At 65.6% G+C, this 24402-nt stretch carries 21 protein-coding genes; 5 read left to right on the top strand and 16 right to left on the bottom strand.

Features of this window, described 5'->3' with window-relative positions; all coding sequences use genetic code 11:
- Positions 1 to 34 precede the first annotated feature (34 nt).
- The 5 genes from FBX97_RS01565 to rpsP form a co-directional block, all read right to left on the bottom strand.
- Entirely contained in the window at positions 35 to 700 is a 666-nt protein-coding gene (locus FBX97_RS01565) for a CoA pyrophosphatase (RefSeq protein WP_141828500.1), read from the bottom strand.
- 61 nt (positions 701 to 761) lie between these two features.
- A complete protein-coding gene (gene rplS, locus FBX97_RS01560) occupies positions 762 to 1145 on the bottom strand; it encodes a 50S ribosomal protein L19 (protein WP_141828499.1) in 384 nt (127 codons plus the stop codon).
- 125 nt (positions 1146 to 1270) lie between these two features.
- The gene (gene trmD, locus FBX97_RS01555; protein WP_141828498.1) at positions 1271 to 2044 is read right to left on the bottom strand and encodes a tRNA (guanosine(37)-N1)-methyltransferase TrmD; all 774 of its coding nucleotides are present in this window, start codon (positions 2042 to 2044) and stop codon (positions 1271 to 1273) included.
- Between the two features lie 29 nt (positions 2045 to 2073).
- Positions 2074 to 2649, bottom strand: a complete 576-nt coding sequence (gene rimM / locus FBX97_RS01550; protein ID WP_255517246.1) for a ribosome maturation factor RimM — start codon at positions 2647 to 2649, stop codon at positions 2074 to 2076.
- Positions 2650 to 2681: 32 nt separating this feature from the next.
- On the bottom strand, positions 2682 to 2933 hold the full coding sequence (gene rpsP / locus FBX97_RS01545; RefSeq protein WP_141830771.1) for a 30S ribosomal protein S16: 252 nt from the start codon (positions 2931 to 2933) through the stop codon (positions 2682 to 2684).
- Positions 2934 to 3208: 275 nt separating this feature from the next.
- Here rpsP and FBX97_RS01540 point away from each other — a divergent pair, with 275 nt between their 5' ends.
- Positions 3209 to 3622 carry an NINE protein gene (locus FBX97_RS01540; RefSeq protein ID WP_141830768.1) on the top strand — a complete coding sequence of 138 codons (414 nt, stop codon included), beginning with the start codon at positions 3209 to 3211 and terminating at the stop codon, positions 3620 to 3622.
- 14 nt (positions 3623 to 3636) lie between these two features.
- Here the strand turns inward: FBX97_RS01540 and FBX97_RS01535 are convergent, their stop codons facing one another.
- Positions 3637 to 4344 (bottom strand): hypothetical protein, encoded by a 708-nt coding sequence (locus FBX97_RS01535; protein ID WP_141828497.1) that lies wholly within the window; start codon positions 4342 to 4344, stop codon positions 3637 to 3639.
- Between the two features lie 258 nt (positions 4345 to 4602).
- Positions 4603 to 5052: a DUF4337 domain-containing protein gene (locus FBX97_RS01530; protein WP_141828496.1), complete on the bottom strand. Its 450-nt coding sequence runs from the start codon at positions 5050 to 5052 to the stop codon at positions 4603 to 4605.
- A 439-nt stretch (positions 5053 to 5491) separates the two neighbouring features.
- Here FBX97_RS01530 and FBX97_RS01525 point away from each other — a divergent pair, with 439 nt between their 5' ends.
- Positions 5492 to 6880: an SGNH/GDSL hydrolase family protein gene (locus tag FBX97_RS01525; protein ID WP_141828495.1), complete on the top strand. Its 1389-nt coding sequence runs from the start codon at positions 5492 to 5494 to the stop codon at positions 6878 to 6880.
- Between the two features lie 55 nt (positions 6881 to 6935).
- Here FBX97_RS01525 and FBX97_RS01520 read toward each other — a convergent pair whose 3' ends face one another.
- The 7 genes from FBX97_RS01520 to FBX97_RS01490 form a co-directional block, all read right to left on the bottom strand.
- Positions 6936 to 8726, bottom strand: a complete 1791-nt coding sequence (locus FBX97_RS01520; RefSeq protein ID WP_141828494.1) for an acyl-CoA dehydrogenase — start codon at positions 8724 to 8726, stop codon at positions 6936 to 6938.
- Between the two features lie 115 nt (positions 8727 to 8841).
- Positions 8842 to 9774 carry an electron transfer flavoprotein subunit alpha/FixB family protein gene (locus tag FBX97_RS01515; RefSeq protein ID WP_141828493.1) on the bottom strand — a complete coding sequence of 311 codons (933 nt, stop codon included), beginning with the start codon at positions 9772 to 9774 and terminating at the stop codon, positions 8842 to 8844.
- A 22-nt stretch (positions 9775 to 9796) separates the two neighbouring features.
- On the bottom strand, positions 9797 to 10546 hold the full coding sequence (locus FBX97_RS01510) for an electron transfer flavoprotein subunit beta/FixA family protein (protein WP_141828492.1): 750 nt from the start codon (positions 10544 to 10546) through the stop codon (positions 9797 to 9799).
- Between the two features lie 214 nt (positions 10547 to 10760).
- Entirely contained in the window at positions 10761 to 11018 is a 258-nt protein-coding gene (locus FBX97_RS01505) for a sulfurtransferase TusA family protein (protein ID WP_185748527.1), read from the bottom strand.
- 237 nt (positions 11019 to 11255) lie between these two features.
- Positions 11256 to 13871, bottom strand: coding sequence for an alanine--tRNA ligase (alaS, locus tag FBX97_RS01500; protein WP_141828491.1), 2616 nt, complete (start codon positions 13869 to 13871; stop codon positions 11256 to 11258).
- Positions 13872 to 13974: 103 nt separating this feature from the next.
- Entirely contained in the window at positions 13975 to 14730 is a 756-nt protein-coding gene (gene ugpQ / locus FBX97_RS01495) for a glycerophosphodiester phosphodiesterase (protein ID WP_141828490.1), read from the bottom strand.
- A 24-nt stretch (positions 14731 to 14754) separates the two neighbouring features.
- On the bottom strand, positions 14755 to 15105 hold the full coding sequence (locus FBX97_RS01490; RefSeq protein ID WP_141828489.1) for a DUF1294 domain-containing protein: 351 nt from the start codon (positions 15103 to 15105) through the stop codon (positions 14755 to 14757).
- A gap of 723 nt (positions 15106 to 15828) precedes the next feature.
- Between FBX97_RS01490 and FBX97_RS01480 the strand changes: the two genes are divergently transcribed.
- Both FBX97_RS01480 and FBX97_RS01475 read left to right on the top strand, forming a co-directional pair.
- Positions 15829 to 16251, top strand: coding sequence for a DUF3597 domain-containing protein (locus FBX97_RS01480; protein WP_141830762.1), 423 nt, complete (start codon positions 15829 to 15831; stop codon positions 16249 to 16251).
- Between the two features lie 276 nt (positions 16252 to 16527).
- On the top strand, positions 16528 to 19710 hold the full coding sequence (locus FBX97_RS01475; RefSeq protein ID WP_141828488.1) for a di-heme oxidoredictase family protein: 3183 nt from the start codon (positions 16528 to 16530) through the stop codon (positions 19708 to 19710).
- 60 nt (positions 19711 to 19770) lie between these two features.
- Here the strand turns inward: FBX97_RS01475 and FBX97_RS01470 are convergent, their stop codons facing one another.
- Together FBX97_RS01470 and trpS are read right to left on the bottom strand one after the other, a co-directional pair.
- Positions 19771 to 20460, bottom strand: coding sequence for a hypothetical protein (locus tag FBX97_RS01470; RefSeq protein WP_141828487.1), 690 nt, complete (start codon positions 20458 to 20460; stop codon positions 19771 to 19773).
- 149 nt (positions 20461 to 20609) lie between these two features.
- Entirely contained in the window at positions 20610 to 21638 is a 1029-nt protein-coding gene (gene trpS / locus FBX97_RS01465; protein ID WP_141828486.1) for a tryptophan--tRNA ligase, read from the bottom strand.
- 412 nt (positions 21639 to 22050) lie between these two features.
- Between trpS and FBX97_RS01460 the strand changes: the two genes are divergently transcribed.
- Entirely contained in the window at positions 22051 to 24375 is a 2325-nt protein-coding gene (locus tag FBX97_RS01460) for a family 1 glycosylhydrolase (RefSeq protein WP_141828485.1), read from the top strand.
- Positions 24376 to 24402 lie beyond the last annotated feature (27 nt).

Here is a 24402-nt window from a genome sequence, read left to right as displayed (position 1 = left end):
TTAGAAGCAATCGACGGCCGGCCGGCCGTCGGCATCAGGCCCGCAGCAGGTGAAACAGATTCCGCAACATCCCGGCCGTCGCACCCCAGATGAAGAAGCGCTCGTACGGCATCGCATAGAAACTGCGGCGCCCGCCCCCATCCGGCAGGTCGAAGGACATGCGCTGGTGGTTCATGCCGTCCATCAGGAAGGCCAGCGGCACTTCGAAGATCTCGGCCACCTCGCCCGGATCGGCGCGCAGGTCGAATGGCGGCGTGACCAGGCCGATCACCGGCGTGACCAGGAACTTGGAGGCAGTGGCGTGGTCGGGCAGCACGCCGATGATCTCGACGTGGCGGCGCTGCAGGCCGATTTCCTCTTCGCTTTCGCGCAACGCGGTTTCGATCGGCGACGAGTCTTCGGCTTCGGCGCTGCCGCCGGGGAAACTGACCTGGCCGGGGTGGGCGGACAGGTGGGCGGTGCGCTGGGTCAACAGCACGGTCAAGCCTTCGGGACGCTGGACCAGCGGGATCAGAACGGAGGCGCGCTTGAGTTTGCCGAGGCGGAAGAGGATATCTTCCGGCAGCTCGGGCTCCCAGGCCAGCGGGCGCGCCAGACGCCGGCGCAGCCAGGCGGCGTCCAGGCGCTCGGCCGGCAAGGCGGCTTCGCCGGCGATCGCATCGACCGGCAAGCGCTGGGGATCGATATGCTGTTTTGCCAAAACATTCTTTCAAAAGAAAAAAGGCATCCATGGGGATGCCTTTTCTTTACACCATAAGCGATTACTGAGCGGTAGTCGCAGCGACCTTGCGGTTCGGCAGTTTTTCTTTGATACGTGCCGACTTGCCCGAACGCTCGCGCAGGTAGTACAGCTTCGCACGACGCACGTCACCACGACGCTTCACTTCGATCGAAGCGATCAGCGGCGAGTACAGCTGGAACGTACGCTCGACGCCTTCGCCCGACGAGATCTTGCGAACGATGAAGTTCGAGTTCAGGCCGCGGTTACGACGCGAGATGACGACGCCTTCGTATGCCTGGGCGCGCTTGCGGTTGCCTTCGACGACGTTGACGCTGACGACAACGGTGTCGCCCGGTGCGAAATCAGGGATGTTGCGGCCGAGGCGCGCAATTTCTTCTTGCTCGAGTTGCTGGATCAGATCCATTTTTAACACTCCAAAAGCCATCTTGCCGGCGCTTGCACTCAGGTTATGAGCCCGGTAGAGGATGGGGTTGAACACACGGGCAACTGCCCGCAGTTTTCGCACAAGCTGATGCCTGTGCAAATCGCTTATCTGGCAGGCTGGTCCGTTTCCGCGACCAGGCCTGCCAGGAATTTCTCGTCGGCCTTGTTCAGCTGACCGGCGCGGCGCGCCTTGTCCAGCAGATCGGGCCGTTTCTTCGCGGTCGCCTCCAGCATGCGCTGGCGCCGCCACTTGGTGATCTCGGCATGGTTCCCGCCCATCAGCACCGGCGGCACGGCCACGCCCTCGTACACTTCCGGACGCGTGTAATGCGGCGAATCCAGCAGGCCGTTGACGAAACTGTCTTCGACCGCCGAGGCATCGTCGCCCAGCACACCGGGAATATGCCGCACCACGGCATCCATCAATGCCATCGCCGGGATTTCCCCGCCGGACAGCACGAAGTCGCCGAGGGAGATTTCCTCATCGACCACCCGGTCCAGCAAGCGCTGGTCGACCGCTTCGTAGCGGCCGCACAACACGACCAGTCCAGGCTCGTCCTTCAATGCCATCACACGTTCGTGCGTCAACGGCTTGCCTTGCGGCGACATGAACACCACACGCGGCGCGGGCAAGCCGAGGTCGATCTGGCGCTGCTTTGCCGCATTGATGGTCGCTTCGAGCGGGCGGGCCAGCATCACCATGCCGGGACCGCCGCCGTAGGGGCGATCGTCGACGGTGCGGTGACGGTCCTGCGTGAAATCGCGTGGATTCCAGATCGACAGGTTCCACAGCCCTTGCTCGTGCGCGCGCCGGGTCACACCCGACTGCGTCAACGCCGCAAACATTTCGGGAAACAAGCTCACGACGTCAAACTGCATCGGGACCTCGCTTCGTGATCGGGAGCGGATTAATAATCCAGACCCCAATCCAGGGTAATCAGTTTTGCATTCTGGTCGACGGTCTTGACGAACTGGTCCACGAACGGCACCAGGCGCTCTTCCACCTTGGCATCGAGAGGCGCATCGGCCGCAGGCGCGGGCGTGATGCGCAGGATGGACTGTGCACCGTTGTGCATCATGTCGGTGACCTTGCCGAGGGCTTCGCCCTGCAGGTTCACCACGTCCATGCCGATCAGGTCGGTCCAGTAATATTCGTCTTCCGTGAGTGCCGGAAAATCGGCGCGCGAGACTTGCACGGTAGCGCCTTTCAGCGCCTCGGCCAGATCGCGGTCGCTCAAGTCGACCAAGGTGGCGGTGACGTCGCCGCTGTGGAACTTTGCAGTCCGTACCTTGACGGCACGCAGCGACGGCTTGTCCAGCCACCAGGTTTTTACGTTCAGCAGCGCATCCGCATCCAGCGAATACGGCGTCACACGGATCGCGCCGCGCAGCCCGTAGGCGCCGGTCACGTGCCCGACCTGGATCAGGTCGTCGGGAACCGCCGTGATTTCCGGCTGTGGCGAGTTTGCTGCTGAATCGGTCAAACCAGTACTACCTTGCTAGTTGAATCGCGCTATTAAGCGGCAACCGGCTTCTGGCCAGCGACCAGGCGAGCAACGGTCGGCGACAGTTGTGCGCCAACGCCTTGCCAGTAGGCCAGACGGTCAGCGGTGATGTTCAGGCCAACTTCCTGACCCGAAGCCATCGGGTTGTAGTAACCGATGCGCTCGATGAAACGGCCATCGCGACGATTACGCGAATCGGTTGCAACGATGTTGTAGAACGGGCGCTTTTTTGCACCACCACGAGCCAAACGAATAACGACCATAATATTTCCAAAAAATGTACTGGACGGAGAAAGCCGACGATTATAGCCCGCCACGCCGTGCAACAGCAAGCGTTTATCTAAAAAGTAACATTAGCTGGGGGCGCAGTCCCGGCCGAATCCAGCATTATCGCTTATTTTGTGCTAGAGCGCTACCTGCCCTTGAAGATGCCCACCGAGATTGCCCTCTGCAGGCATGCTGGAAACAACGTGCTTCAAGAACAATTTTGAACGATACTGGCGGCTTTCCTTTCCACAACGACAAGTCGCCACAGCCGATGCAGCCGCACAAGAACAAGACCTTCGCCACCGCCCTCGCCTTCCTGCTCGGCGGCGTGGGCGCGCACCGCTTCTACCTGAACGGCAGCGTCGACCGCATCGGCCTGCTGCACCTGTGCAGCATCCCGGTGGCCGGCCTGGTCTATGGCATGGGCCACGCACCCAACCCCTTCTATGTGCTGCTGCCGCTGATCCTGTCCTGGCTCGCCGGCTTCCTCGAAGCACTGGTGATCGGCCTGACGCCGGACGAGCGCTGGGATGCGCGCCGCAACCCGGGCAACGGCCGTACCTCGCATTCGCACTGGCCGCTGGCCCTGCTGCTGGTGCTGACCATGCTGGTCGGCGCCACCGCCCTGATCGCCACCATCGCGCGCCTGTTCGACCTGCTGTACACGGGCGGCGCCTACGGCTGAATCGCTGCCGTGTGCTACAGGCCGCTGCCGGCCCAGTCATAGCGCGGCAAGGCGGCCGGGGGCGTGCCGAGGATGACGACGATTTCCGTCTGCGCCGCCAGTGGGATCGCGGCCGGGTCCGTCGTGACCGGCGCGATCCTCTCGTTGCTGATCAGATAGTAGCGGGCCGGCCCCGGCATGCCCAGCACCGCGCCGCCGCCGATGCCCTGCCCCCACAGCGACAGGAACTGGCCCAGCGTGAAGGTACGCGGCACGTCGGTCTCGATGTGCAGCACGCCCGAGCCGTCATGGGTGTGCATTTCATAGTTGCAGCCGCTGCCGCGCCCGATCGAATCCGGCAGCGCCAGGCGCACGCCGTTGCGGTAGACCGTCAGCAAGGCGTGCGTATGGTAAGTCTCGCTCTGGGCGCAGCCGACGCCGTCGACGCTGGCCGTGCCGCTGTGGCTCCAGGCCGGCCAGTTGGGCTGGCTGAAACTGGTCGTGGACGAGATCGAGGTATAGCCGGGTTCGAGCGTGAGTTCGGGAGAGCCGGGAGTGGGCGCCGGATCGACCGGCGGCGGCGGGGCCGGCTGGGTGGGCGGGGTCGGCGCGGGCTGGGCCGGGGGTTGCGGATCGACCGCGACCGGGCTGGAATGGCTGCTGCCGCCACAGGCGGCCAGCGTGGACAGCGCCGCAAACGCAATCGACAGCGGCAACGGCGTACTGGGCTTCATGGAAAACATGGACGCTCCTTTGGTTGGCCATGCACCCGGAGACGCGTATGCGGGGTGCGTAGTCGGGAATTCTAGGAGGTCGTCTCATGCATTCCGGTTAAGGAAACTCAAGTGCGCCAGCAATGCCTTTTCCGGGTCGGAACGGCACAACAATTCGCCGGACCGCATTCGGATACAAGGACAGAACTGGCGCGTCGGTCATCGGACACCGTGCCGCCCGGAAGGTGCGGCGGCACGGGGCGGCCCGCAAGGACCGCCGGTGCACGATCAGTCGTCGCCCTTGCCGTGCTCCTTGTCGCCACCCTTGTCATCGTCCTTGTCGTGGTCCTTGCCGATCTTCTTGCTGTCATCGACGAGATCATCGAGCAGGTGATCCAGCTTGCGCACCGCGACGCCCAGGCGCTCCAGGGCAGCCCGCAGAAAGCCCTTGTACTCGTCACGCTCCTTCTTGTACTTCCAGGCCACCTTCTTCCACTCGTCGCCTTCCTTCTTGTACTCGTCGCGCTCCTTCTTGTAATCGTCGCGTTCCTTCTTGTAGCCGTCGCGCTCCTTCTTGTAATCGTCGCGTTCTTTCTTGTACTCGTCGCGCTCCTTCCTGCACTTGCACAATTTATGGTGGTCGTGCTCGTGGCCCTTGTCGTCATCGTGGTCGTGGCCGTGGTCGTGGCCGCAATCCTTGTCGTCGTCGCGGTCGTCCTTGTATTGTTCGGTACCCATGATGCTTCTCCTCAATGAGCCGACTTGGAAGGTAGGCCGCGTTGGCTCATGCACGGCCTGGATTCCAAGTTATCCTCTTTGGATGAGTCCGCTTTGAGCCATACTAAATCTTCCCGTACATGGCTTTAGGCAAATTTCACACGCAGAATATGTCTCATCATTAAATATTCTTTGATGAAATACGTTGGCCGCTTGTCGGGCCTGTCCGGTGGCTATACGGCGGCGCTTACCCGGCCAGTCGACTGAGGTGCCTGCTTCGACAACCTGACTCATCAAGCATCTGCTGTTTTCGGTCGTTTCCGAACCCTTTTTGGGTAGTTTCTGAACGCGGCTATAGAAGTTGTCCTAGCGCGCTCCACTGTCCGCGCAAACCGCCTCTCTATACTGATCTTTCGTGTCAGCGATCCCGCAGACCACCTGTCGACCAGAGGAGACCGAGATGGACAAGCACAGGAACACCAGCAACACGACCGGGCCGAACGGCAGACGCAGCTTCCTCAGGCTGGGCGCGGCGGCGCCCTTGGCGCTGGCGGCAGCCCCGTTCGCCGGACCGGCCGTGGCCCAAGACCGATCCGGCGATCTGTGGGCCGCGGACCGCTGGGTCGGCACCTGGGGCGCCTCCCCTACCGGCGCGGCGATTTCCCCGCAGCCGGCGCCCAGGGAGCTCACCAACCAGACGCTGCGCCAGATCGTCCATACCAGCATCGGCGGCAACCGGGTGCGCGTGTGCTTTTCCAACGAGTTCGGCACCACGCCGCTGACCATCGGCGCCGCCCATGTCGCGCGCCGTACGGCCGGCAGCAGCATCGATCCCGCTACCGGCCGCGTGCTGACCTTCGGGGGCCAGCCCTCGATCGTGATCCCACCAGGCGCGCCGGCGCTCTCCGACCCGGTCGACCTCGACCTGCCGCCGCTGGTCGACCTGGCCATCAGCATCTACCTGCCGCAGCCGGCCACCGCGACCACCCTGCACGGCTCGGCGTTCCAGACCAACTACATCGTGGCCGGCAATGCGGCCGGCGCCCCCACCCTCGCCGATGCGTCGACCACGACATCCTGGCATTTCCTGAGCGGAGTCAGCGTCTGGACGAGCCGCGCCGGGGCCATCGTCACCCTGGGCGACTCGATCACCGACGGCGCGGTCACGACCGTCGACGCGAACCGCCGCTGGCCCGACATCCTGTCGCTGCGCCTGCGCCAGTACGACCGCCTGTTCCGCCTCGGCGTGGTGAACGCCGGCATCGGCGGCAACCGCCTGCTGAATCCGGGAAATGCGACCATCGGCGACTTCCAGGGGATCGGTCCGCTGTTCGGCCAGGCCGCCCTCGCCCGCTTCGACCGCGACGTGCTGGCCCAGCCCGGCGTGGAAGCCGTCATCGTCCTGCTCGGCGTGAACGACCTCGGCCAGCCGGTGTCGATCTCGCCGGCGTCCGAGGAAGTCAGCGAGCCGGCGCTCCTCCAAGGCTACCGGCAGCTGATCGCGCGTGCGCGCGAGAAGTCGCTCAACATCTACGGCGCCACCATCACGCCGTTCGGTGACACCACGATCGCCGGCTATTTCACGCCGGCACGCGAGGCCATCCGGCAGGCGGTCAACAACTGGATCCGCAGCAGCGGCGAGTGGGATGGCGTGATCGACTTCGATGCGGCCGTGCGCGACCCGGCCAACCCCGCGCGCATGCTGCCCGCCTACGATTCGGGCGACCACCTGCACCCGAACGACGCGGGCATGGTCGCGATGGGCCAGTCGATTCCGCTGCGGATGCTGACGGATATCCTCAGGTTGAGCGGCGAGTCGGACGTGGCAAGGGCGGCGCTGGCGGCCTAGAAATAAAAAGCGGCCCACATGGGGCCGCTTCTCGACGCCTGCAAAGCCGCCCGGTTCAGAACTGGTCGACTTCCAGCGCCAGCACGCCGGCGCTGCCCTCGACGATCGCATGGCGCAAGCCATCCGCCTGCGACAGGATGTGATCGGCAAAGAAGCGCGCGGTGGCGATCTTGGCGCGGTAGAACGCCGCGTCGCCGTCGCCGCCGTCGAGCTTCTGCTGCGCGGCCAGCGCCGCGCGCGCCATCTGCCAGCCGCCCAGCACGATGCCGGCCAGCTTCAGGTAAGTCACGCTGCCGGCGAACACGGCGCGCGGATCGGACTTGGTATTCGCGACCACGAAGTCGACCACGGACGCCAAAGCCGCGCTGCCGGCCGCCAGCTGGCCACGGATGGCAGCGAAATCGGCACCCTGCTGTTCGCCCAGCTGCGCTTCGGTGGCGCGTACCTGGGCGATGACAGCCTTCGCCACCGCGCCGCCGTCGCGCACGGTCTTGCGGCCGACCAGGTCGTTGGCCTGGATCGCGGTCGTGCCTTCGTAGATGGTCAGGATCTTGGCATCGCGGTAGTGCTGGGCCGCGCCGGTCTCTTCGATGAAGCCCATGCCGCCATGCACCTGCACGCCGTCGCGCGCGACGTTTTCGCTCATCTCGGTCGACCAGCCCTTGATGACCGGCACCAGGTATTCGTAGACCGCCAGGTTGGCCTTGCGCGTCGCTTCGTCCGGATGGCTGTGCGCCAGGTCCGACAGGCCGGCGCCGACGTAGGCCAGCGCGCGTGCCGCCTCGGTCTGGGCGCGCATCGACATCAGCATGCGGCGCACGTCCGGGTGGTTGATGATGGCGACCGGGCCGCTCGAACCCTCGACGGCGCGCGACTGCACGCGCTCCTTGGCGAAGGCGGCAGCCTGCTGGTAGGCGCGCTCGGCCAGGCCGACGCCCTGCATGCCGACGCCGAAACGGGCCGCGTTCATCATGATGAACATGTATTCCAGTCCGCGGTTTTCCTCACCGACCAGGGTGCCGATGGCGCCGCCCCCGTCGCCGAACTGCAGCACCGCGGTCGGGCTGGCCTTGATGCCGAGCTTGTGCTCGATCGACACGCAGTGCGCATCGTTGCGCTCGCCCAGGGAGCCGTCGTCATTCACCAGGAACTTCGGCACGATGAACAGCGAGATCCCCTTTACGCCCGGGGGCGCGTCCGGGGTGCGCGCCAGCACCAGGTGGATGATGTTCTCGGCCATGTCGTGCTCGCCGTAGGTGATGTAGATCTTGGTGCCGTAGATCTTGTAGGTGCCGTCGCCCTGCGGCACGGCGCGGGTGCGCACCGCGGCCAGGTCCGAACCGGCCTGCGGCTCGGTCAGGTTCATGGTGCCGGTCCACCGGCCGCTGATCAGCGGCTCGATGTAGCGGGCTTTCTGCTCGTCGGTGCCGGCGGTCAGCAGCGCTTCGATGGCGCCGTCGGTCAGCAGGGCGACCAGCGCGAACGCCAGGTTGGCACCGTGCAGCATCTCCATGCACGGGGTCGCGACCAGCTTCGGCAAGCCCTGGCCGCCGAACTCGGCCGGGTGCTGCACGCCCTGCCAGCCGGCGTCGGCAAAGGCGCGGAAGGCTTCCTTGAAGCCCTTCGAGGTGGTGACCTGGCCGTCGTGCCAGAAGCTCGGTTCCTTGTCGCCGGAGTGGTTCAGCGGGGCAACCACGCCGCCGCAGAATTTCGCGCTCTCTTCCAGCACCGCTTCGACGGTATCCGGGGTCGCGTCCTCGCAGCCGGGCAGCTGGTTGATCTCGGCCAGGTTGGCCAGTTCGTTGACGACGAACAGCATGTCTTTCAGCGGGGCGTTATAGCTCACCTTGGTCTCCTGAATGTTCTATTTAGACGTTACATATGACAACGTCGTTCCCGCGCAGGCAGGAACGACGTTGATAGCTTGGTGGACATGCATGCCATCCACCTTCGGCAAATGATCAGCCCAGCTCGTTCACGAGCGCCGGCACCACCTCGAACAGGTCACCGACGATGCCGTAATCGGCCACCGAGAAGATCGGCGCTTCCGGATCCTTGTTGATGGCGACGATGGTCTTCGAATCCTTCATGCCGGCCAGGTGCTGGATCGCGCCCGAGATGCCGACGGCGATGTACAGGGTCGGGGCGACGATCTTGCCGGTCTGGCCGACCTGCCAGTCGTTCGGCACGTAGCCGGCGTCGACTGCGGCACGCGAAGCACCCATGGCGGCGCCCAGCTTGTCGGCCAGCGGTTCCAGGATCTTGAAGTTGTCGCCCGAGCCCATGCCGCGGCCGCCGGAGACGACGATCTTGGCGCCGGTCAGTTCCGGACGGTCCGACTTGGCCAGTTCGCGGCCGACGAAGGTCGACTTGCCGGAATCGACCACCGACGACACGGTTTCGACGGCAGCCGAGCCGCCCTCGGTTGCTGCGGCGTCGAAGCCGGTGCCGCGCACGGTGATGACCTTGACGGCATCTAGCGACTGCACGGTGGCGATCGCGTTACCGGCGTAGATCGGGCGCTCGAAGGTGTCGGGCGCATCGACCTTGGTGATTTCCGAGATCTGGGCCACGTCCAGCTTGGCGGCAACGCGCGGCAGCACGTTCTTGCCGAAGGCCGATGCCGGCGCCAGGATGTGCGAATACGCGCCGGCGACCGCCAGGATCTGCTCGGCGACGTTCTCGGCCAGGCCATCGGCGAAGTGCGGCGCGTCGGCGACCAGCACTTTCGACACGCCGGCCACCTTGGCGGCCTGTTCGGCGACAGCGCCGCAGCCGGAGCCGGCGACCAGGATGTGGACCTCGCCGCCGCATTGGGCAGCCGCAGTCACGGTGTTCAGGGTGACCGCCTTCAGCGCGGCGTTGTCGTGTTCTGCAATTACGAGTGCGACCATGATATTCCCTTGTATTCTTTATTTAGATGACTTTGGCTTCGGTGCGCAGCTTGGCCACCAGGGTCGCCACGTCCGGCACCTTGATGCCTGCCGAGCGCTTGGCCGGCTCGGCCACTTTCAGGGTCTTCAGGCGCGGGGTCACGTCGACGCCCAGATCTTCCGGCTTGATGGTCTCGAGCGGCTTTTTCTTGGCCTTCATGATGTTCGGCAGCGTCACATAGCGCGGCTCGTTCAGGCGCAGGTCGGTGGTGACGATGGCCGGCAGGGTCAGGGCCACGGTTTCCAGGCCGCCGTCGACTTCGCGGGTCACGGTGACCTTGCCGTCTTCCAGCACCACTTTCGAGGCGAAGGTCGCCTGCGGCCAGCCCAGCAGCGCGGCCAGCATCTGGCCGGTCTGGTTCGAATCGTCGTCGATCGCCTGCTTGCCGAGGATGATCAGCTGCGGCTGTTCCTTGTCGGCCAGTGCCTTCAGGACCTTGGCCACGCCCAGGGGCTCGATCTCGGCGCCGGTCTCGACCAGGATGCCGCGGTCGGCGCCGATCGCCATGCCGGTGCGCAGGGTTTCCTGGGCCTGGGTCACGCCGCAGGTCACTGCCACGATTTCGGTCACTTTGCCGCCTTCCTTGAGGCGGGTCGCTTCTTCCAGCGCGATCTCGTCGAACGGGTTCATCGACATTTTGACGTTGGCGATATCGACACCGCTGCCGTCGGACTTGACGCGGACCTTGACGTTATAGTCGACCACGCGTTTGACGGGTACCAGGACTTTCATAGTGGGCCTTTGGAAAATGAATAAGTGACTGACTAAAATGATCCGAATTATAAAAGCAAATTCCGTTCAGAGCAGAATTAAAGCACGATCGTGCGATTTTGACTTAGAGGAATTCCCCTAATTTACACTGGGGTCATTTTTTCAGGGAAAGATCAGAAGCTTGACGGGGCGCTTGCCCCGCCTTGCGGGACGTCGAAGGAGCGTTGACGTTCGGTTACTTGCGACGCAACCAGAACGTGAATTCGCCGTTGAGATTGGTATGCGCCAGGAGCGCGTTGCCGGTCTGTTTGGCGAATGCCTGGAAGTCGCGTACCGAGCCGGTGTCGGTAGCCACGATCCGCAGCACTTCACCGCTTGCCAGTTCGGCGAGCGCCTTCTTGGCCTTGAGGATCGGCAGCGGGCAGCTCAGGCCGCGCGCGTCCAGATCCTTCCGATACTCGATGGTACCGGGGTCGATTATGGTTTCAGTCATCGATATTGCCTGCGTGTTGACGGGCATATGCCCTGCACTGTGCATACTACTCCAATTGCAGGATTATGACGCGGCGCATCAAATTACGATACCCGTGTTGTGTTGCAACAACAACAAGACCTTGACAGCGGGGAAGAATTGACGGCTGGATAGAATTGGATAGAAAGCTTGTGGTAGGCGTAGCGTGGGCGGCTCTGCCGTCCACGCTACCCCACTACCCATCGGGCGTGCTGCGGCTTACGCGCCGACGCGCTCGGTCACCCAGCCGGCCACGCCCGCGAGCGCTTGCGGCAGCGCAGCAGGATCGGTACCGCCGGCCTGGGCCATGTCTGGGCGGCCACCGCCCTTGCCGCCGACCTGCTTGGCGACGAAGTTGACCAGCTCGCCCGCCTTGACCTTGCCGGTGGCGTCGGCGGTGACGCCGGCGATCAGGCTGACCTTGCCGTCGGCCACCGAAGCCAGCACGATGGCGGCCGTCTTCAGCTTGTCCTTCAGCTTGTCCATGGTTTCGCGCAGGCCGGCCACGTCGGCGCCTTCCATCGTTGCCGCCAGCACCTTGATGCCGTTGACGTCGATGGCCTGGGTCACCAGCTCGTCGCCCTGCCCTGCAGCCAGCTTCGACTTGAGCGCGGCGATTTCCTTTTCCAGCGACTTCACCTGGTCCTGCACCTGGGCGATGCGCGACGGCAGTTCATCCGGGCTGGTCTTCAGGGCGCCGGCGGCTTCCGTCAGCTTGCGGTTGATCGCCTGCACCAGCGCCAGCGCGCCTTCGCCGGTCACGGCTTCGACGCGGCGGATGCCGGCAGCCACGCCCGATTCCGAGACGATCTTGAACAGGCCGATGTCGCCGGTGCGGGTCACGTGGACGCCGCCGCACAGCTCTTTCGACGAGCCGATGTCGAGCACGCGCACGGTGTCGCCGTACTTCTCGCCGAACAGCGCCATGGCGCCGTGCTTGATGGCGTCGTCCATCGACATGTGCTGGGCTTGCGTCGCGTGGTTTTCCAGGATCTCGCGGTTGACGATCTGCTCGACCCTGGCGATTTCTTCCGCGGTCAGCGGGGCGTTGTGCGAGAAGTCGAAGCGGGTCTTGTCCGGATCGACCAGCGAACCCTTCTGCTGGACGTGGGAGCCGAGCACTTCGCGCAGCGCCTTGTGCATCAGGTGGGTCGCCGAGTGGTTGCGGATGGTGCGCGCGCGCTTGACTTCATCGACCTGGGCATCGACCGTGTCGCCCACCTTCAGCGAGCCCGACTGCAGCACGCCGTGGTGGCCGAACACCTCGGCCTGGATCTTCAGCGTGTCCTCGACTTCGAACAGGCCGCCCGCAGCCTTGATGACGCCCTTGTCGCCGACCTGGCCGCCCGACTCGGCATAGAACGGGGTGGTGTCCAGCACCACGATGCCGTCCTGGCCGGCCTGCAGTTCCTGCACCGACACGCCGCCCGCATACAGGGCCAGTACGTGGGTGTTGTGGACCAGCGACTCGTAGCCGACGAACTTGGTCTTCTCGCCCGCGTACTCGACGCCGGCCGCCATCTTGAACTTGCCGGCGGCGCGCGCCGTCTTCTTCTGCTGCTCCATGGCGGCGGCGAAGCCGGCCTCGTCCAGCGTGACGTTGCGCTCGCGGCAGATGTCCGCGGTCAGGTCGAGCGGGAAGCCGTAGGTATCGTACAGGGTGAAGGCGGTGGCGCCATCCAGGTTCTGCGGATCCTTGGCCAGCTGGGCTTCCAGGATCTTCATGCCGTTTTCCAGGGTCTCGCCGAAACGCTCTTCCTCGGCCTTCAGGGTCTGCATCACGCGCTGTTTCGCTTCGCGCAGTTCCGGATAGGCGTCGCCCATCTCGATGTCGAGGTCCTCGACCAGCTTGAAGAAGAACGGTTTCGTCTGGCCCAGCTTGTGGCCGTGGCGCAGCGCGCGGCGGATGATGCGGCGCAGGACGTAGCCGTGGCCTTCGCTGCTCGGGATGATGCCGTCGACGATCAGGAAGGAGGCGGCGCGGATGTGGTCGGCGATCACGCGCAGCGACTTCGACTCGAGGTCGGTCGTGCCGGTTTCGCGGGCGGCGGCGCGGATCAGCGCCTGGAACAGGTCGATTTCATAGTTCGAGTGCACGTGCTGCAGCACCGCGGCCAGACGCTCCAGGCCCATGCCGGTGTCGATCGACGGCTTCGGCAGCGGGGTCAGTACGCCCTGCTCGTCGCGGTTGAACTGCATGAACACCAGGTTCCAGATCTCGATGAAGCGGTCGCCGTCTTCTTCCGGCGAACCCGGAGGACCGCCCCAGATGTCGGCGCCGTGGTCGTAGAACACTTCGGTGCACGGACCGCAGGGGCCGGTGTCGGCCATCTGCCAGAAGTTGTCGGAGGCGTAGCGCGCACCCTTGTTGTCGCCGATGCGGATGATGCGCTCTTTCGGCACGCCGATTTCGTTGGCCCAGATGTCGTAGGCTTCGTCGTCTTCGAAGTAGACGGTGACGGTCAGCTTCTCGGCCGGCAGTGCGTAGACCTTGGTCAGCAGTTCCCAGGCAAAGTGGATCGCGTCGCGCTTGAAATAGTCGCCGAAGCTGAAGTTGCCCAGCATTTCGAAGAAGGTGTGGTGACGCGCGGTGTAGCCGACGTTTTCCAGGTCGTTGTGCTTGCCGCCGGCGCGCACGCAGCGCTGCACGGTGGTGGCGCGCTTGTACGGACGCGTATCCAGGCCCAGGAACACGTCCTTGAACTGCACCATGCCGCTGTTGGTCAACAACATCGTCGGGTCGTTGCCCGGCACGAGCGGGCTGGAGCGGACGATCGTGTGGCCTTTGGACTCAAAGAACTTGAGAAACTTTTCGCGTATTTCGGTGGATTTCATGTCGTAGGGGCGGATGAAGGCAGCATGCTATATAAAGGAAAACGATTATAGCGTAGCTATTGACACTCAATAGCAGTCCGCGCCAACTGCTGTTGCAGGAAGATCAACTGGCGAAATCCGGGCCGATCAGGTCGATGCGGTCGGTGCAGAACGCCTCCACGCCCCAGCCCAGCAACTCGCGCGCCCGTGCCGGCTCGTTGACCGTATAGCAGAACAGGCCGAAGCCGGCCGTTTTCACGTCAGCAGCCCCCCGCGGCGTCAGGTGGCGGTGGTTGGTGTGGATCGCCGCCGCCGCCACCTCGCGCGCACGGCGCTCCCAGTCGGGCGCCAGTTCGCTCATCAGGCAGGCACGCGGCAGCTGCGGCGCCACTTCGCGCGCGGCTTCCAGCGCCAGCTGGCTGAAGGACGACAGCAGCGGCACCCGCGCCGATTCGCCGGCCGCGATCTCGTCGGCGAACAGCGCGGCGGCGATGCGCGCGACCGTGCCGCCGGTCTCGATTTCGTAGCCCGGCGCCGGCTTGATCTCGATGTTCATCCACACGCCGTGCGCCTTGCAGAACTGGGCGAACTCGACGAACAGCGGCACCGGCTCGCCCTCGTAGGCGCGCGCGAACCAGCCGCCGGCATCCATCGCGGCCAGTTCCTGCGCGTCGTAGTCGTAGACGTGGCCGGAACCGGGCACGGTGCGGCCGAGGAAAGGATCGTGCAGCACTACCGGCACGGCATCGCGCGCCAGCATCACGTCGAATTCGATCGCGCGGTAACCCGCTGCCATGCCGCGGCGCAGGCCGGCCAGCGTGTTTTCGGGCGCCAGGGTGCCGCCGCCGCGGTGGGCGAGAACCTTGGGGTATGGCCACATGCGCATGCCTCCAGTCGTGTCCGTTCAGTCGATGGGCGCCAGCAGCCTGCGCGCCATCCAGACGAAGGCGCCGGCATTCACCGCCACCGTGATCCAGAACAGGCGGCGGAACGGCTGCTTGACGGTCTTGTGGCGCAGCCATTGCTGGGCCAGCAGGCCGCCCGGCCAGCCGCCGGCCAGCCCCAGCAGCAACAGCGTGCGTTCCGGCGTGCGCCGCTCCTTGCGGCGCGCGGCCGACTTGTCGAGCGCATAGGCGGCGAAGCAGATCGCGCTGGCGGCCAGGTAGAGCAGCCCGACCACGGCCGGCACGCCCCAGGCCCAGGTGGTCCAGGCATACAGGATCAGGAACAGCAGCAGCGGTGCATAGGGCGTCATGGGCGCCAGCTTACGTGGGCAGCGCCCGGCTGTCCATGAGCTGTCTGGCCGGCAAGACGAATCGACGAGCAGCGTTAGTCTGCGTACGGAGCGATACAGCCCGGCAGCTTATTCTCGACACCGACTGTTACACGAATGGAGAATCCAATGTCATTTAATTTGGGCAACCTGCTGAATCAATACCTGGGCGGTGGCGCCAACGCCAACCCGGCGCAGGCCGAGAACGATTTCGACCACGTGGCGCAGAACTCGCCATTCGCCGCGCTAGCGCAGGGCGTCACCCAAGCACTGCGCTCGGACCAGACGCCGCCGTTCAGCCAGATGGTCGGCCAGATGTTCAGCAACGGCAATCCCGAGCAGCGCGCCGGCATGCTGAACCAGCTGCTGTCGAACATCAGCCCAGGCGTGCTGTCCTCGGTCGCCGGCGGCCTGTTCGGCAACCTGGCGGGCGGCGACCAGGCCAAAGTATCGCCCGAGCAGGCGGCACAACTGTCGCCGGAGCAAGTGCAGGAGCTGGCCGCCAAGGCCGAACAACAGAATCCGGGCATCGTCGAGCGCATGGGCGACTTCTATGCCCAGCACCCGACCCTGGTCAAGACCATCGGCGGCGCTGCGCTCGCCGTAGCACTCGGCGCGATGGCAAAAGGCATCCAGAACCGATCCGACGCCGCCTCGCCGGCCAACACCAACGCTAACGCCAACACCAATCAAGGAGGTAACAACATGGGCATTCTCGGCGATATCTTCCACAAGATCTTCCCTTCGCGTCACCCGGCCAACGCGGGCGCCACCCAGGCCCCGGCAGGTACTGCGCCAGCCGCCGCACCGGCCGCACCGCAGGCTGCACCGCAGTCGGCCCCGGCCGCCAGCGCGCCAGCCGCCGTCCAGCAAGTGGACGTGGAACAAATCCTGACCAACATGCAGGCACAATCGGGCCAGCAACTGAACTGGCGCAGCTCGATCGTCGACCTGCTGAAACTGCTGGGCCTGGATTCCAGCCTGCAGGCGCGCAAGGAACTGGCAGCCGAACTGAATTACTCGGGCGATACCAGTGACTCGGCCAGCATGAACATCTGGCTGCATCGCCAGGTGATGAACAAGCTGGCGGCAAATGGCGGCAAGGTGCCGGCCGACCTCAAAGACTGACGCAGCGGCCGGCGCGACCGGCCCCCCGTTCGGCAAGCTGCCGGGCACCTGCTGCCCGGCAGTGCCTTGTTCAAGCAACCACAAGCATGGCCATCTCTCCAATACTCGATGCAGTATTGGCAAGTCTTTTACGTGTATTTCACTTGCACGGTTGACATTCCCCTCAGCGTTCACTATCTTTGTATTAAGTTGCCTTACAGCAACTTGATCGACCTTGCACGCCGTCCGAGGCACGGACGGTGTTCTCACATTCAGGCGCTCCACAGGGGAACATCCATGACTTCATCATCTTGGCAGACAGCGCTGCCCTCGACGTTCGCGCTCGCGCTCACACTGGCGCTGGCCGGCTGCGGCAGCGGCGACGCCGGCCAGCCGGCCCAGGACAGCGGCACCCGGCTGCTGGCCGGCAGCGCGGCCAGCACCACCGGCACCGAAATGCCGCTGACGCCTGTCGCCGCCAGCGCCAGCGCATCCGAACGCGGCGATCTCGGCCCGCAAGCCGCCATCGACCATGACGGCGCCACGCGCTGGGGCAGTGGTTTCAGCGACGACCAATGGCTGGTGCTCGATTTCGGCAGCCCGCAGACGATCACGCGCGTGCATATCGATTGGGAAAGCGCCCACGCCACCGAGTACGCGCTGCAGGTGTCCGACGACAACAGCAACTGGACCACGATCAAGTCCGTGACCAATAGCCAGGGCGGCGCCGAAGACTGGACCGGCCTGCAAGGGCAAGGCCGCTACCTGCGCCTGCAGGGCATCAAGCGCTCGACCCAGTACGGCTACTCGGTCTTCGAGATCCAGGCCTTCACCGGCACCCCGGCAGCGGCGCCGGCACCGGCACCGCTGCCGGCCGATCTGAGCCAGCCCGGCGTCGTCGTCAAGCCGGCCGGCGCCACCTCCTCCACAGTGGAAAACAAGGGCATGGCGGCGCCGATGGCGATCGACGGCAACCCGGCCACGCGCTGGTCCAGCGCGCGCGAGGATGGCGCCTGGATCCAGTTCGATTTCGGGGTGCCCACGCCGCTCGGCTACGCCAGGCTGGTCTGGGAAGGCGCCTACGGCAAGGCCTACAAGCTGCTGTCTTCCGACGACGGCCGCAACTGGACCGAGGTGCGCAACGTCACCAACGGCCATGGCGGCACCGAGGAATTCTTCAACCTCGGCGTGCAGGCGCACTACCTGCGCCTGCAGGGCGTCGCCCGCGCCACCGCCTACGGCTACTCGCTGTTCGAGGCCGAATTCAAGTCGCCGGGCAGCGACAACACCCTGTCGGCCAACGCGACGTCAAGCCTTCCCTTCCCCGCCAACGGCAGCGCGATGCAGCCGCTGCCGGGTGCCGACCAGCCGCTCGAAACCCTGCAGTTCACGCTGGCCGACGGCACCCTGGTCACCCGCTTCGGCGCGCGCGGGCTGGCACGCCACGGGCGCGAGCGCGGCGAGGAATGGAACGAGGCCGGCTACGGTCCCAACGACACGATCGATCCTGCCACCGGCCTGCCCCTCGACAAGGGACCGGGCAACTACCTCACCTTCGTGCCGCAGTACTTCCAGAACCGCACCTGGGGCGTCGAAATCATCGACAACAGCCGCGTCGCCGGCGTCACCAAGCCGACCCTGGTCGTGAACCAGTACACCACGGTCGACTTCCTGCCCGGCGGCGTCGCCTTCTTCCGCGGCTTCGACCGTCCCGGCGTGACCGGCTACGGCTGGATGTCGCCGGGCGAACTGGTCGACCGCAACGTCACCGTCTGCAAGCCGGCGGTCTATCCGAACGGCCCGCACCTGAGCAGCCCGGGCGGCATCAACGGCGCCTGCACGTTGCGCATCAAGGACTACCCGGGGCACGACGGCCTCGGCGCCGACGGCCTGCCGAACGGCAGCTACGTGCCCGGCCGGGCGCTGGTGGCCGGCGACGTGGTCGAAGTCTCGCCCTCGATGTTCAGCACCCGCGAGGCGATGAACGCGGCCGGCGACAGCGGCGGCATCCGCTACTACTCGTATGAATGGGCCTACGTGGTCGGCCAGGGCCTGCGCCCGTGGTACGGGGTGCAGCCGCGCCTGAACACGCAGCCGCTGCCGGAGTCGACGCTGTCGGGCGGCCTCGGCTCGGTGTCGTACAACTATTCGGACAACGCCCTGTTCATGTTCCAGCAGCCGCACACCCACGCCGGCATGCGCAACATGCAGCGCTTCGTCGAAGGCCGCCGCCTGGTGCACAGCAATTTCACCAGCGGCGCCCACAACGAGCCGGGCAACGATCCGCACCCGGCCATTGCCGGCCTGCAGGGCGCGCGCTTCAACCAGTCCGCCTGTATCGGCTGCCACGTCAACAACGGCCGCAGCCCGGCCCCCGGCGCGATCGGCCAGCGCCTGGACAGCATGTCGGTGCGCACCGCGGCCTTCGACGCCAACGGGCGCCAGCTCGTGCACCCGGTCTACGGCACCACCGCGCAAATGAATGCGGCGTCCAGCAACGGCACCCCGCAGGACTGGGGCATGGCCGTGCGCGTGGCCGGCTTCGACAGCCGCAGCGTGACGCTGGCCGACGGCAGCAGCGTCGAGCTGCGCAAGCCGAAGCTCGCCTTCGACGGACCGGTGCCGGCGGCCTGGTCGCTGCGCGCGGCCCAGCCGATGATCGGCGTCGGCCTGCTGGAAGCGGTGCCGGAAGCCGACATCCTGGCACGCGTGCGCACGGCCGCGGACGCGGACGGCGTCAAGGGCACGGCCAACTTCGTGTTCGATCCGGAATCGGGCGCCGTGCGCCTGGGCCGCTTCGGCTGGAAAGCCGCCAAGGCGACGCTGCGCGACCAGGCCGCGGCCGCCCTGCTGACCGACATGGGCGTGACCTCGCCGGTCTACCCCAACCGCGGCTGCCACTTCGATCCGGCCGGCTGCGCCAAGAGTGGCACCCAGCGCGGCATCCTCGAGTCCGACCTCCAGCTGATCTCGCACTACCTGTCGCTGCTGGCGGTGCCGGCCCAGCGCAGCCTGGCGAGCGGCTTTCCGAAAGGCGTGGCGCCGCTGGACGAACTGAAGGTCGAGCCGCAGCAGGTCGCGGCCGGCGCACGGCTGTTCACCGACATGCGCTGCGCCGCCTGCCACACGGTGGAGATGAAGACCGGTCCGGGCCACCTGTTCGCCGAACTGCGTAACCAGACCATCCGCCCCTACACCGACCTGCTGCTGCACGACATGGGCACCGGCCTGGCCGACAACTACGCCGAAGGCCAGGCCACGGGCAGCATGTGGCGTACCGCGCCGCTGTGGGGCATCGGCTATACCGAGAAAGTGATGGGCAACGGCGGCCAGGCCGGCTACCTGCACGACGGCCGGGCGCGCAGCCTGACCGAGGCGATCCTGTGGCATGACGGCGAAGGCCGCGCGGCGCGCCAGCGCTTCGCCAACCTGCCGAAAGCGGAGCGGGATGCGCTGCTGGCGTTCCTGCGTTCGCTGTAGCCGTGAAGTACAGCGGCTTGCATCATGGTTGCATGACGCAAGCCGCGCGCTGCCGGCCGTTTATCTCCAGGCCAGCGGAAAGGCGGTACGGACCTGCCTGACCGACTCCGGATCGGCGATCTCGCCGGCAGCGAAAGCGAGTTCGTGCGACGCCCCGGGTTCGTTCAACAGCACCAGCACACCCGTGACCGCGGCGGCGGCGAGCCCGGCATGGAGCGGCGAGATGACCTTCAAGGTGCCCGGAATGGTTGCGGGAATATAGATGAGACCGGGTTGGCTGTTGACGACCGGCTGGTGGCGGAATTCGGCCAGATCCGCGACGCGCATCCTGTCGGGAACGGGCGCGCCGTCGGCCAGCCGCTTGTAGTAGTCCGGCACGATGAACAGCTTCGGCGCCAGCGCCGGATCGGACGGGATCCAGATGCCGCCGATACGCAGGACCGTGCCGGCGACGCCCGCGGCCGCGGGCTTGCGTTCGACGATGGCCGGCTGCTCGCCCAGGTAAAATGTGCCCGACTGGTTATATTTGTACGGACGATAGGTGCCGGCAAGCAGATGGAACTGGCTGCCGTTGCCGGTGCGTCCGGTAGCCGGGACGGTGTAATGCAGCGCTGCCGGCAGGCGAATCGCCTGGGACGTCCCGACCGGCAGTTCGATGAGACCGGTCAGCTGGGATTCGGGCGTCCGCGCGGTGGAAGCGCAGCCTGCGAGCGCAAGCGTGAGAGCAAGGAAAATCGGCAGGGAGCGCATGGCGGGCGGACTCAAGTAATCAACACGAAGATTGATCTTACACTATTACTCCTCAGAAATATTAATTTCTGGTAGCAGTCGTGGTGTGCAATCAACACTTCATGGAGCAATGCACTTGATGCGCCCGCCGAACACCCCGCGGTCCCGGCTCAGAAGTAGGACAGGCCCAGCGCCTTGCGCACTTCGTCCATGGTCTGCGCCGCGACTTCGCGCGCCTTGAACGTGCCCTCCTTCAGGATCTGCAGTACCTGGCCCTTGTCCTTGGCCAGCTCCTCGCGGCGCTCGCGGATCGGGGCGATCAGCTCTTGCAGGATGCCTTCCAGGCGCTTCTTGACCACCGAGTCGCCGAGGCCGCCGCGCTGGTAGTGCGCCTTCATCTCGGCCAGGCCTTCCTTGTCCGGATCGAAGGCGTCCAGGTACAGGAAGGCAACGTTGCCCTCGATGTGGCCGGGGTCGGACACCTTCAGGTGCAGCGGGTCGGTGTAGACCATTTTCACGGCGGCGCGGATCTCGTCGGCGGAGGCGCCGAGGTTGATGGTGTTGCCGAGCGATTTGCTCATCTTGGCCTTGCCGTCGATGCCCGGCAGGCGGCCGACTTCCGGCACGATCGCCTTGCACTCGACCAGGATGTCCTTGTCCTGGCCATAGGTGCGGTTGAACTTGCGCACGATCTCGTTGGCCTGCTCGATCATCGGGATCTGGTCCTCGCCGACCGGCACGATGGCGGCCTTGAAGGCGGTGATGTCGGCGGCCTGGCTGGCCGGGTAGGTCAGGAAGCCGGCCGGGATGTCGCGCTCGAAGCCGCGCAGGATGATTTCCTGCTTGACCGTCGGATTGCGCTCCAGGCGCGCCACGGTGACCAGGTTCAGGTAATAAAAGGTCAACTCCGCCAGTTCCGGGATCTGCGACTGGATCAGGATGGTCGACTTGGCCGGATCGATCCCTACGGCAAGGTAATCGAGCGCCACCTCGACCACGTTCCGGTGTACCTTACCTATGTCATCCATATTGTCCGTGAGCGCCTGGGCGTCCGCGAGCATGATGAATTGGCGGTATTGATCCTGATACGTGACGCGATTGCGCAGGCTGCCCACGAAGTGGCCGAGGTGCAGCGGGCCCGTGGGACGATCGCCGGTCAGGATGACGGACGTGGAAGGATTGGCGGTTTGCAGACTCATCGAGGTTCCTTGGTTAAAAAGGACCTCGAAAAACCGTAGCGAGCGGCGGCAATGTTGGTTGAGAAGCGCAGCTGTACGGATGTACAGCGAGCATCGCAGACCGACAGTGCAACGCGCAGTAGGTTTTTCGATGTCCTTGCCTCGATCCTGCCGCGTCAAAATAGAACGCCACCTGATCGAGGCGGCGTTTGAACGAAATCACATCTCTCTCTGGCCGCGCGCGCTCAAGGGCGCCACCAGGTACGGAGAACAGGATGTGGATACGAAAAATTCATGGACCGCATGGTTGCAGGTTGACGCAGCGCTGTCAACCGCCACCGCACGAAGCACTCTCCCGCCCGCGCCGATATATTGTCCGATCGGGGCGGTTCCGGATTTTTTGTTGCAACAAAATTAATACTTTTGGTGATTTATGAATTCTACGAAGAGCACGAACAGCCACAACCGCCCCCTGGAACTCTGGGGCGGCCTCGAATGCACGGTCAACCGCGTCCAGGACACCTACCACCAGCAGCTCGGCCGCAATGGCCATGACGACCGGGCGGACGACATCGCCCGCTTCGCCGCCACCGGCATCCGCGCGATCCGCTATCCGGTGCTGTGGGAGCGCACCGCCCCCGAGGGCATCGACAAGGCCGACTGGACCTGGCCGGACGAGCGCCTGGCAGGACTGCGTGCCGAGGGCGTCACGCCGATCGCCGGCCTGATCCACCACGGCAGCGGCCCGCGCCATACGAGCCTGGTCGACCCTGCATTTGCCGAACAGCTGGCCGCGTATGCCGGCGCCGTGGCGGCGCGCTATCCCTGGCTCGAGTACTACACCCCGGTCAACGAAATCTGCACCACCGCCCGCTTTGCCGGCCTGTACGGCGTCTGGTACCCGCACGGGCGCGACGACCGCACCTTCATCCAGGCGCTGCTGAACCAGTGCCGCGCCACCGTGCTGTGCATGCGCGCGATCCGCGCCGTCAACCCGGACGCCAAGCTGGTGCAGACCGACGACCTGGGCAAGACCTACAGCACGCCCGAGCTGGCGCAGACCGCCGAGTTCTACAACGAGCGCCGCTGGCTCGGCTGGGACCTGCTGTGCGGCATGGTCGGCCCCGAGCATGCGCTGTGGGACTACCTCGTCGGCACCGGCATCGACCAGTCCGAGATCCTGTGGTTCCGCGACAATCCCTGCCCTCCCGACATCATCGGCGTCAATTACTACGTCACCAGCGAGCGCTGGCTGGATCACCGTCCGGAACGCTTTCCCCCGCATACGCACGGCATCCTGGGCGGGATCGCCAGCGCCGACGTCGAAGCCGTGCGCGTCCTGGCCACGCCGAGCGCCGGCATTGCCCCGCTGCTGGTCGAAGCATGGGAACGCTATGGCATCCCGCTGGCGATCACCGAGGCCCACATCGACGCCAACCGCGAAGACCAGTTGCGCTGGCTGCTGGAAATCTGGGAAGCGGCGAAGGAAGTGCGTGGCAACGGCGTCGACCTGCGCGCCGTCACCGTGTGGTCGCTACTCGGCGCCTTCGACTGGAACAGCCTGGTGACGGAGAACCGCGGCTACTACGAATCAGGCGCCTTCGACGTGCGTTCGACGCCGCCGCGCCCGACCGCGGTGGCGCGCATGATGCGCGAACTGTCGTCGGGTGCCCAGCTGTCGCATCCGGTGCTGCGCGGCCAGGGCTGGTGGCGCCGTCCGGGCCGCTGGCTGTGCCAGCCGGTGGCAACGCCCGATGCGGTCGGCTCGATCACTGCCGACGGCCACACGCTGGTCGGCACCGACGCCGCGCCGCTGCTCATCACGGGTGCCAGCGGCACCCTGGGCCGCGCCTTCGCGCATATCTGCCGCAAGCGCAACATCGCCTACCGCCTGCTGTCGCGCCATGACATGGACATCGGCGACGCCGATTCGGTGGCGCGCGCACTCGACCTGCACAAGCCCTGGGCAGTCATCAACACCGCCGGCTACGTGCGCGTGGACGACGCCGAGAACGACGTCGAGCGCTGCATGCGCGAGAACGCCGAGGGGCCGGCGATCCTGGCCGCCGCCTGCGCCGGACGCAACATCCACCTGACCACCTTCTCGAGCGACCTGGTGTTCGACGGCGCGCAGGACACGCCCTACGTCGAGAGCAGCCCGACCGCGCCGCTGGGCGTCTACGGCCGCAGCAAGGCCAAAGCCGAACGGCGCGTGCTGGACGCCCACCCGGGCGCACTGGTGGTGCGCACCAGCGCCTTCTTCGGCCCGTGGGACAAGCACAACTTCGTCACGCAGGCGCTGCAGGCGCTGGAACGCGGCGACGCATTCACCGCCACGAGCGACCTGGTGGTCTCGGCCACCTACGTGCCGGACCTGGTGCATGCCTGCCTCGACCTCGCGATCGACGGCGAAGCCGGCATCTGGCACCTGGCCAACGGCGGCGCGGTGAGCTGGGCCGAACTGGCCAGGCTGGCCGCCGACAAAGCGGGGATCGACGCCGGCCGCCTGGAAGCGAAACCGGCCGCCGGCTGCGGCTACGTGGCGGCGCGCCCGGCCTACGCGGCCCTGGGCAGCGAGCGCGGCATCCTGCTGCCGGCGCTGGACAACGCACTGGCACGCTACCTCGAGCTGCGCAACCAGCACGACCCGGAAATGGAAGAACTGATCCGCACGATGGAAACCCGCCAGCCGCAGGCCGGCGACCAGCGCCAGATGGAAGAGACGCCCCCGGAAGCCTTCCAGGCCAATCACCACTGAACGGCGCCCTGCCCGCATTCGTTAAAA

The sequence above is a fragment of the Herbaspirillum sp. SJZ107 genome, from assembly GCF_006715485.1.
Classification (GTDB): Bacteria; Pseudomonadota; Gammaproteobacteria; order Burkholderiales; family Burkholderiaceae_D; genus Telluria.
The sequence above is the reverse complement of the archived record's forward strand: the minus strand, read 5'-3'. Positions and strand labels throughout refer to the sequence as shown.

What these genes read in the sequence shown, in the direction of transcription:
- FBX97_RS01470 (WP_141828487.1), bottom strand. Translation starts at nt 20,460, where the DNA reads ATGCGCTCCCTGCCGATTTTCCTTGCTCTCACGCTTGCGCTCGCAGGC.
- FBX97_RS01510 (WP_141828492.1), bottom strand. Translation starts at nt 10,546, where the DNA reads ATGAAAGTCCTGGTACCCGTCAAACGCGTGGTCGACTATAACGTCAAG.
- FBX97_RS01475 (WP_141828488.1), top strand. Translation starts at nt 16,528, where the DNA reads ATGACTTCATCATCTTGGCAGACAGCGCTGCCCTCGACGTTCGCGCTC.
- FBX97_RS01515 (WP_141828493.1), bottom strand. Translation starts at nt 9,774, where the DNA reads ATGGTCGCACTCGTAATTGCAGAACACGACAACGCCGCGCTGAAGGCG.
- rplS (WP_141828499.1), bottom strand. Translation starts at nt 1,145, where the DNA reads ATGGATCTGATCCAGCAACTCGAGCAAGAAGAAATTGCGCGCCTCGGC.
- trmD (WP_141828498.1), bottom strand. Translation starts at nt 2,044, where the DNA reads ATGCAGTTTGACGTCGTGAGCTTGTTTCCCGAAATGTTTGCGGCGTTG.
- FBX97_RS01530 (WP_141828496.1), bottom strand. Translation starts at nt 5,052, where the DNA reads ATGGGTACCGAACAATACAAGGACGACCGCGACGACGACAAGGATTGC.
- FBX97_RS01460 (WP_141828485.1), top strand. Translation starts at nt 22,051, where the DNA reads ATGAATTCTACGAAGAGCACGAACAGCCACAACCGCCCCCTGGAACTC.
- alaS (WP_141828491.1), bottom strand. Translation starts at nt 13,871, where the DNA reads ATGAAATCCACCGAAATACGCGAAAAGTTTCTCAAGTTCTTTGAGTCC.
- trpS (WP_141828486.1), bottom strand. Translation starts at nt 21,638, where the DNA reads ATGAGTCTGCAAACCGCCAATCCTTCCACGTCCGTCATCCTGACCGGC.
- FBX97_RS01480 (WP_141830762.1), top strand. Translation starts at nt 15,829, where the DNA reads ATGGGCATTCTCGGCGATATCTTCCACAAGATCTTCCCTTCGCGTCAC.
- FBX97_RS01505 (WP_185748527.1), bottom strand. Translation starts at nt 11,018, where the DNA reads ATGACTGAAACCATAATCGACCCCGGTACCATCGAGTATCGGAAGGAT.
- FBX97_RS01535 (WP_141828497.1), bottom strand. Translation starts at nt 4,344, where the DNA reads ATGTTTTCCATGAAGCCCAGTACGCCGTTGCCGCTGTCGATTGCGTTT.
- ugpQ (WP_141828490.1), bottom strand. Translation starts at nt 14,730, where the DNA reads ATGTGGCCATACCCCAAGGTTCTCGCCCACCGCGGCGGCGGCACCCTG.
- FBX97_RS01490 (WP_141828489.1), bottom strand. Translation starts at nt 15,105, where the DNA reads ATGACGCCCTATGCACCGCTGCTGCTGTTCCTGATCCTGTATGCCTGG.
- FBX97_RS01525 (WP_141828495.1), top strand. Translation starts at nt 5,492, where the DNA reads ATGGACAAGCACAGGAACACCAGCAACACGACCGGGCCGAACGGCAGA.
- rpsP (WP_141830771.1), bottom strand. Translation starts at nt 2,933, where the DNA reads ATGGTCGTTATTCGTTTGGCTCGTGGTGGTGCAAAAAAGCGCCCGTTC.
- FBX97_RS01540 (WP_141830768.1), top strand. Translation starts at nt 3,209, where the DNA reads ATGCAGCCGCACAAGAACAAGACCTTCGCCACCGCCCTCGCCTTCCTG.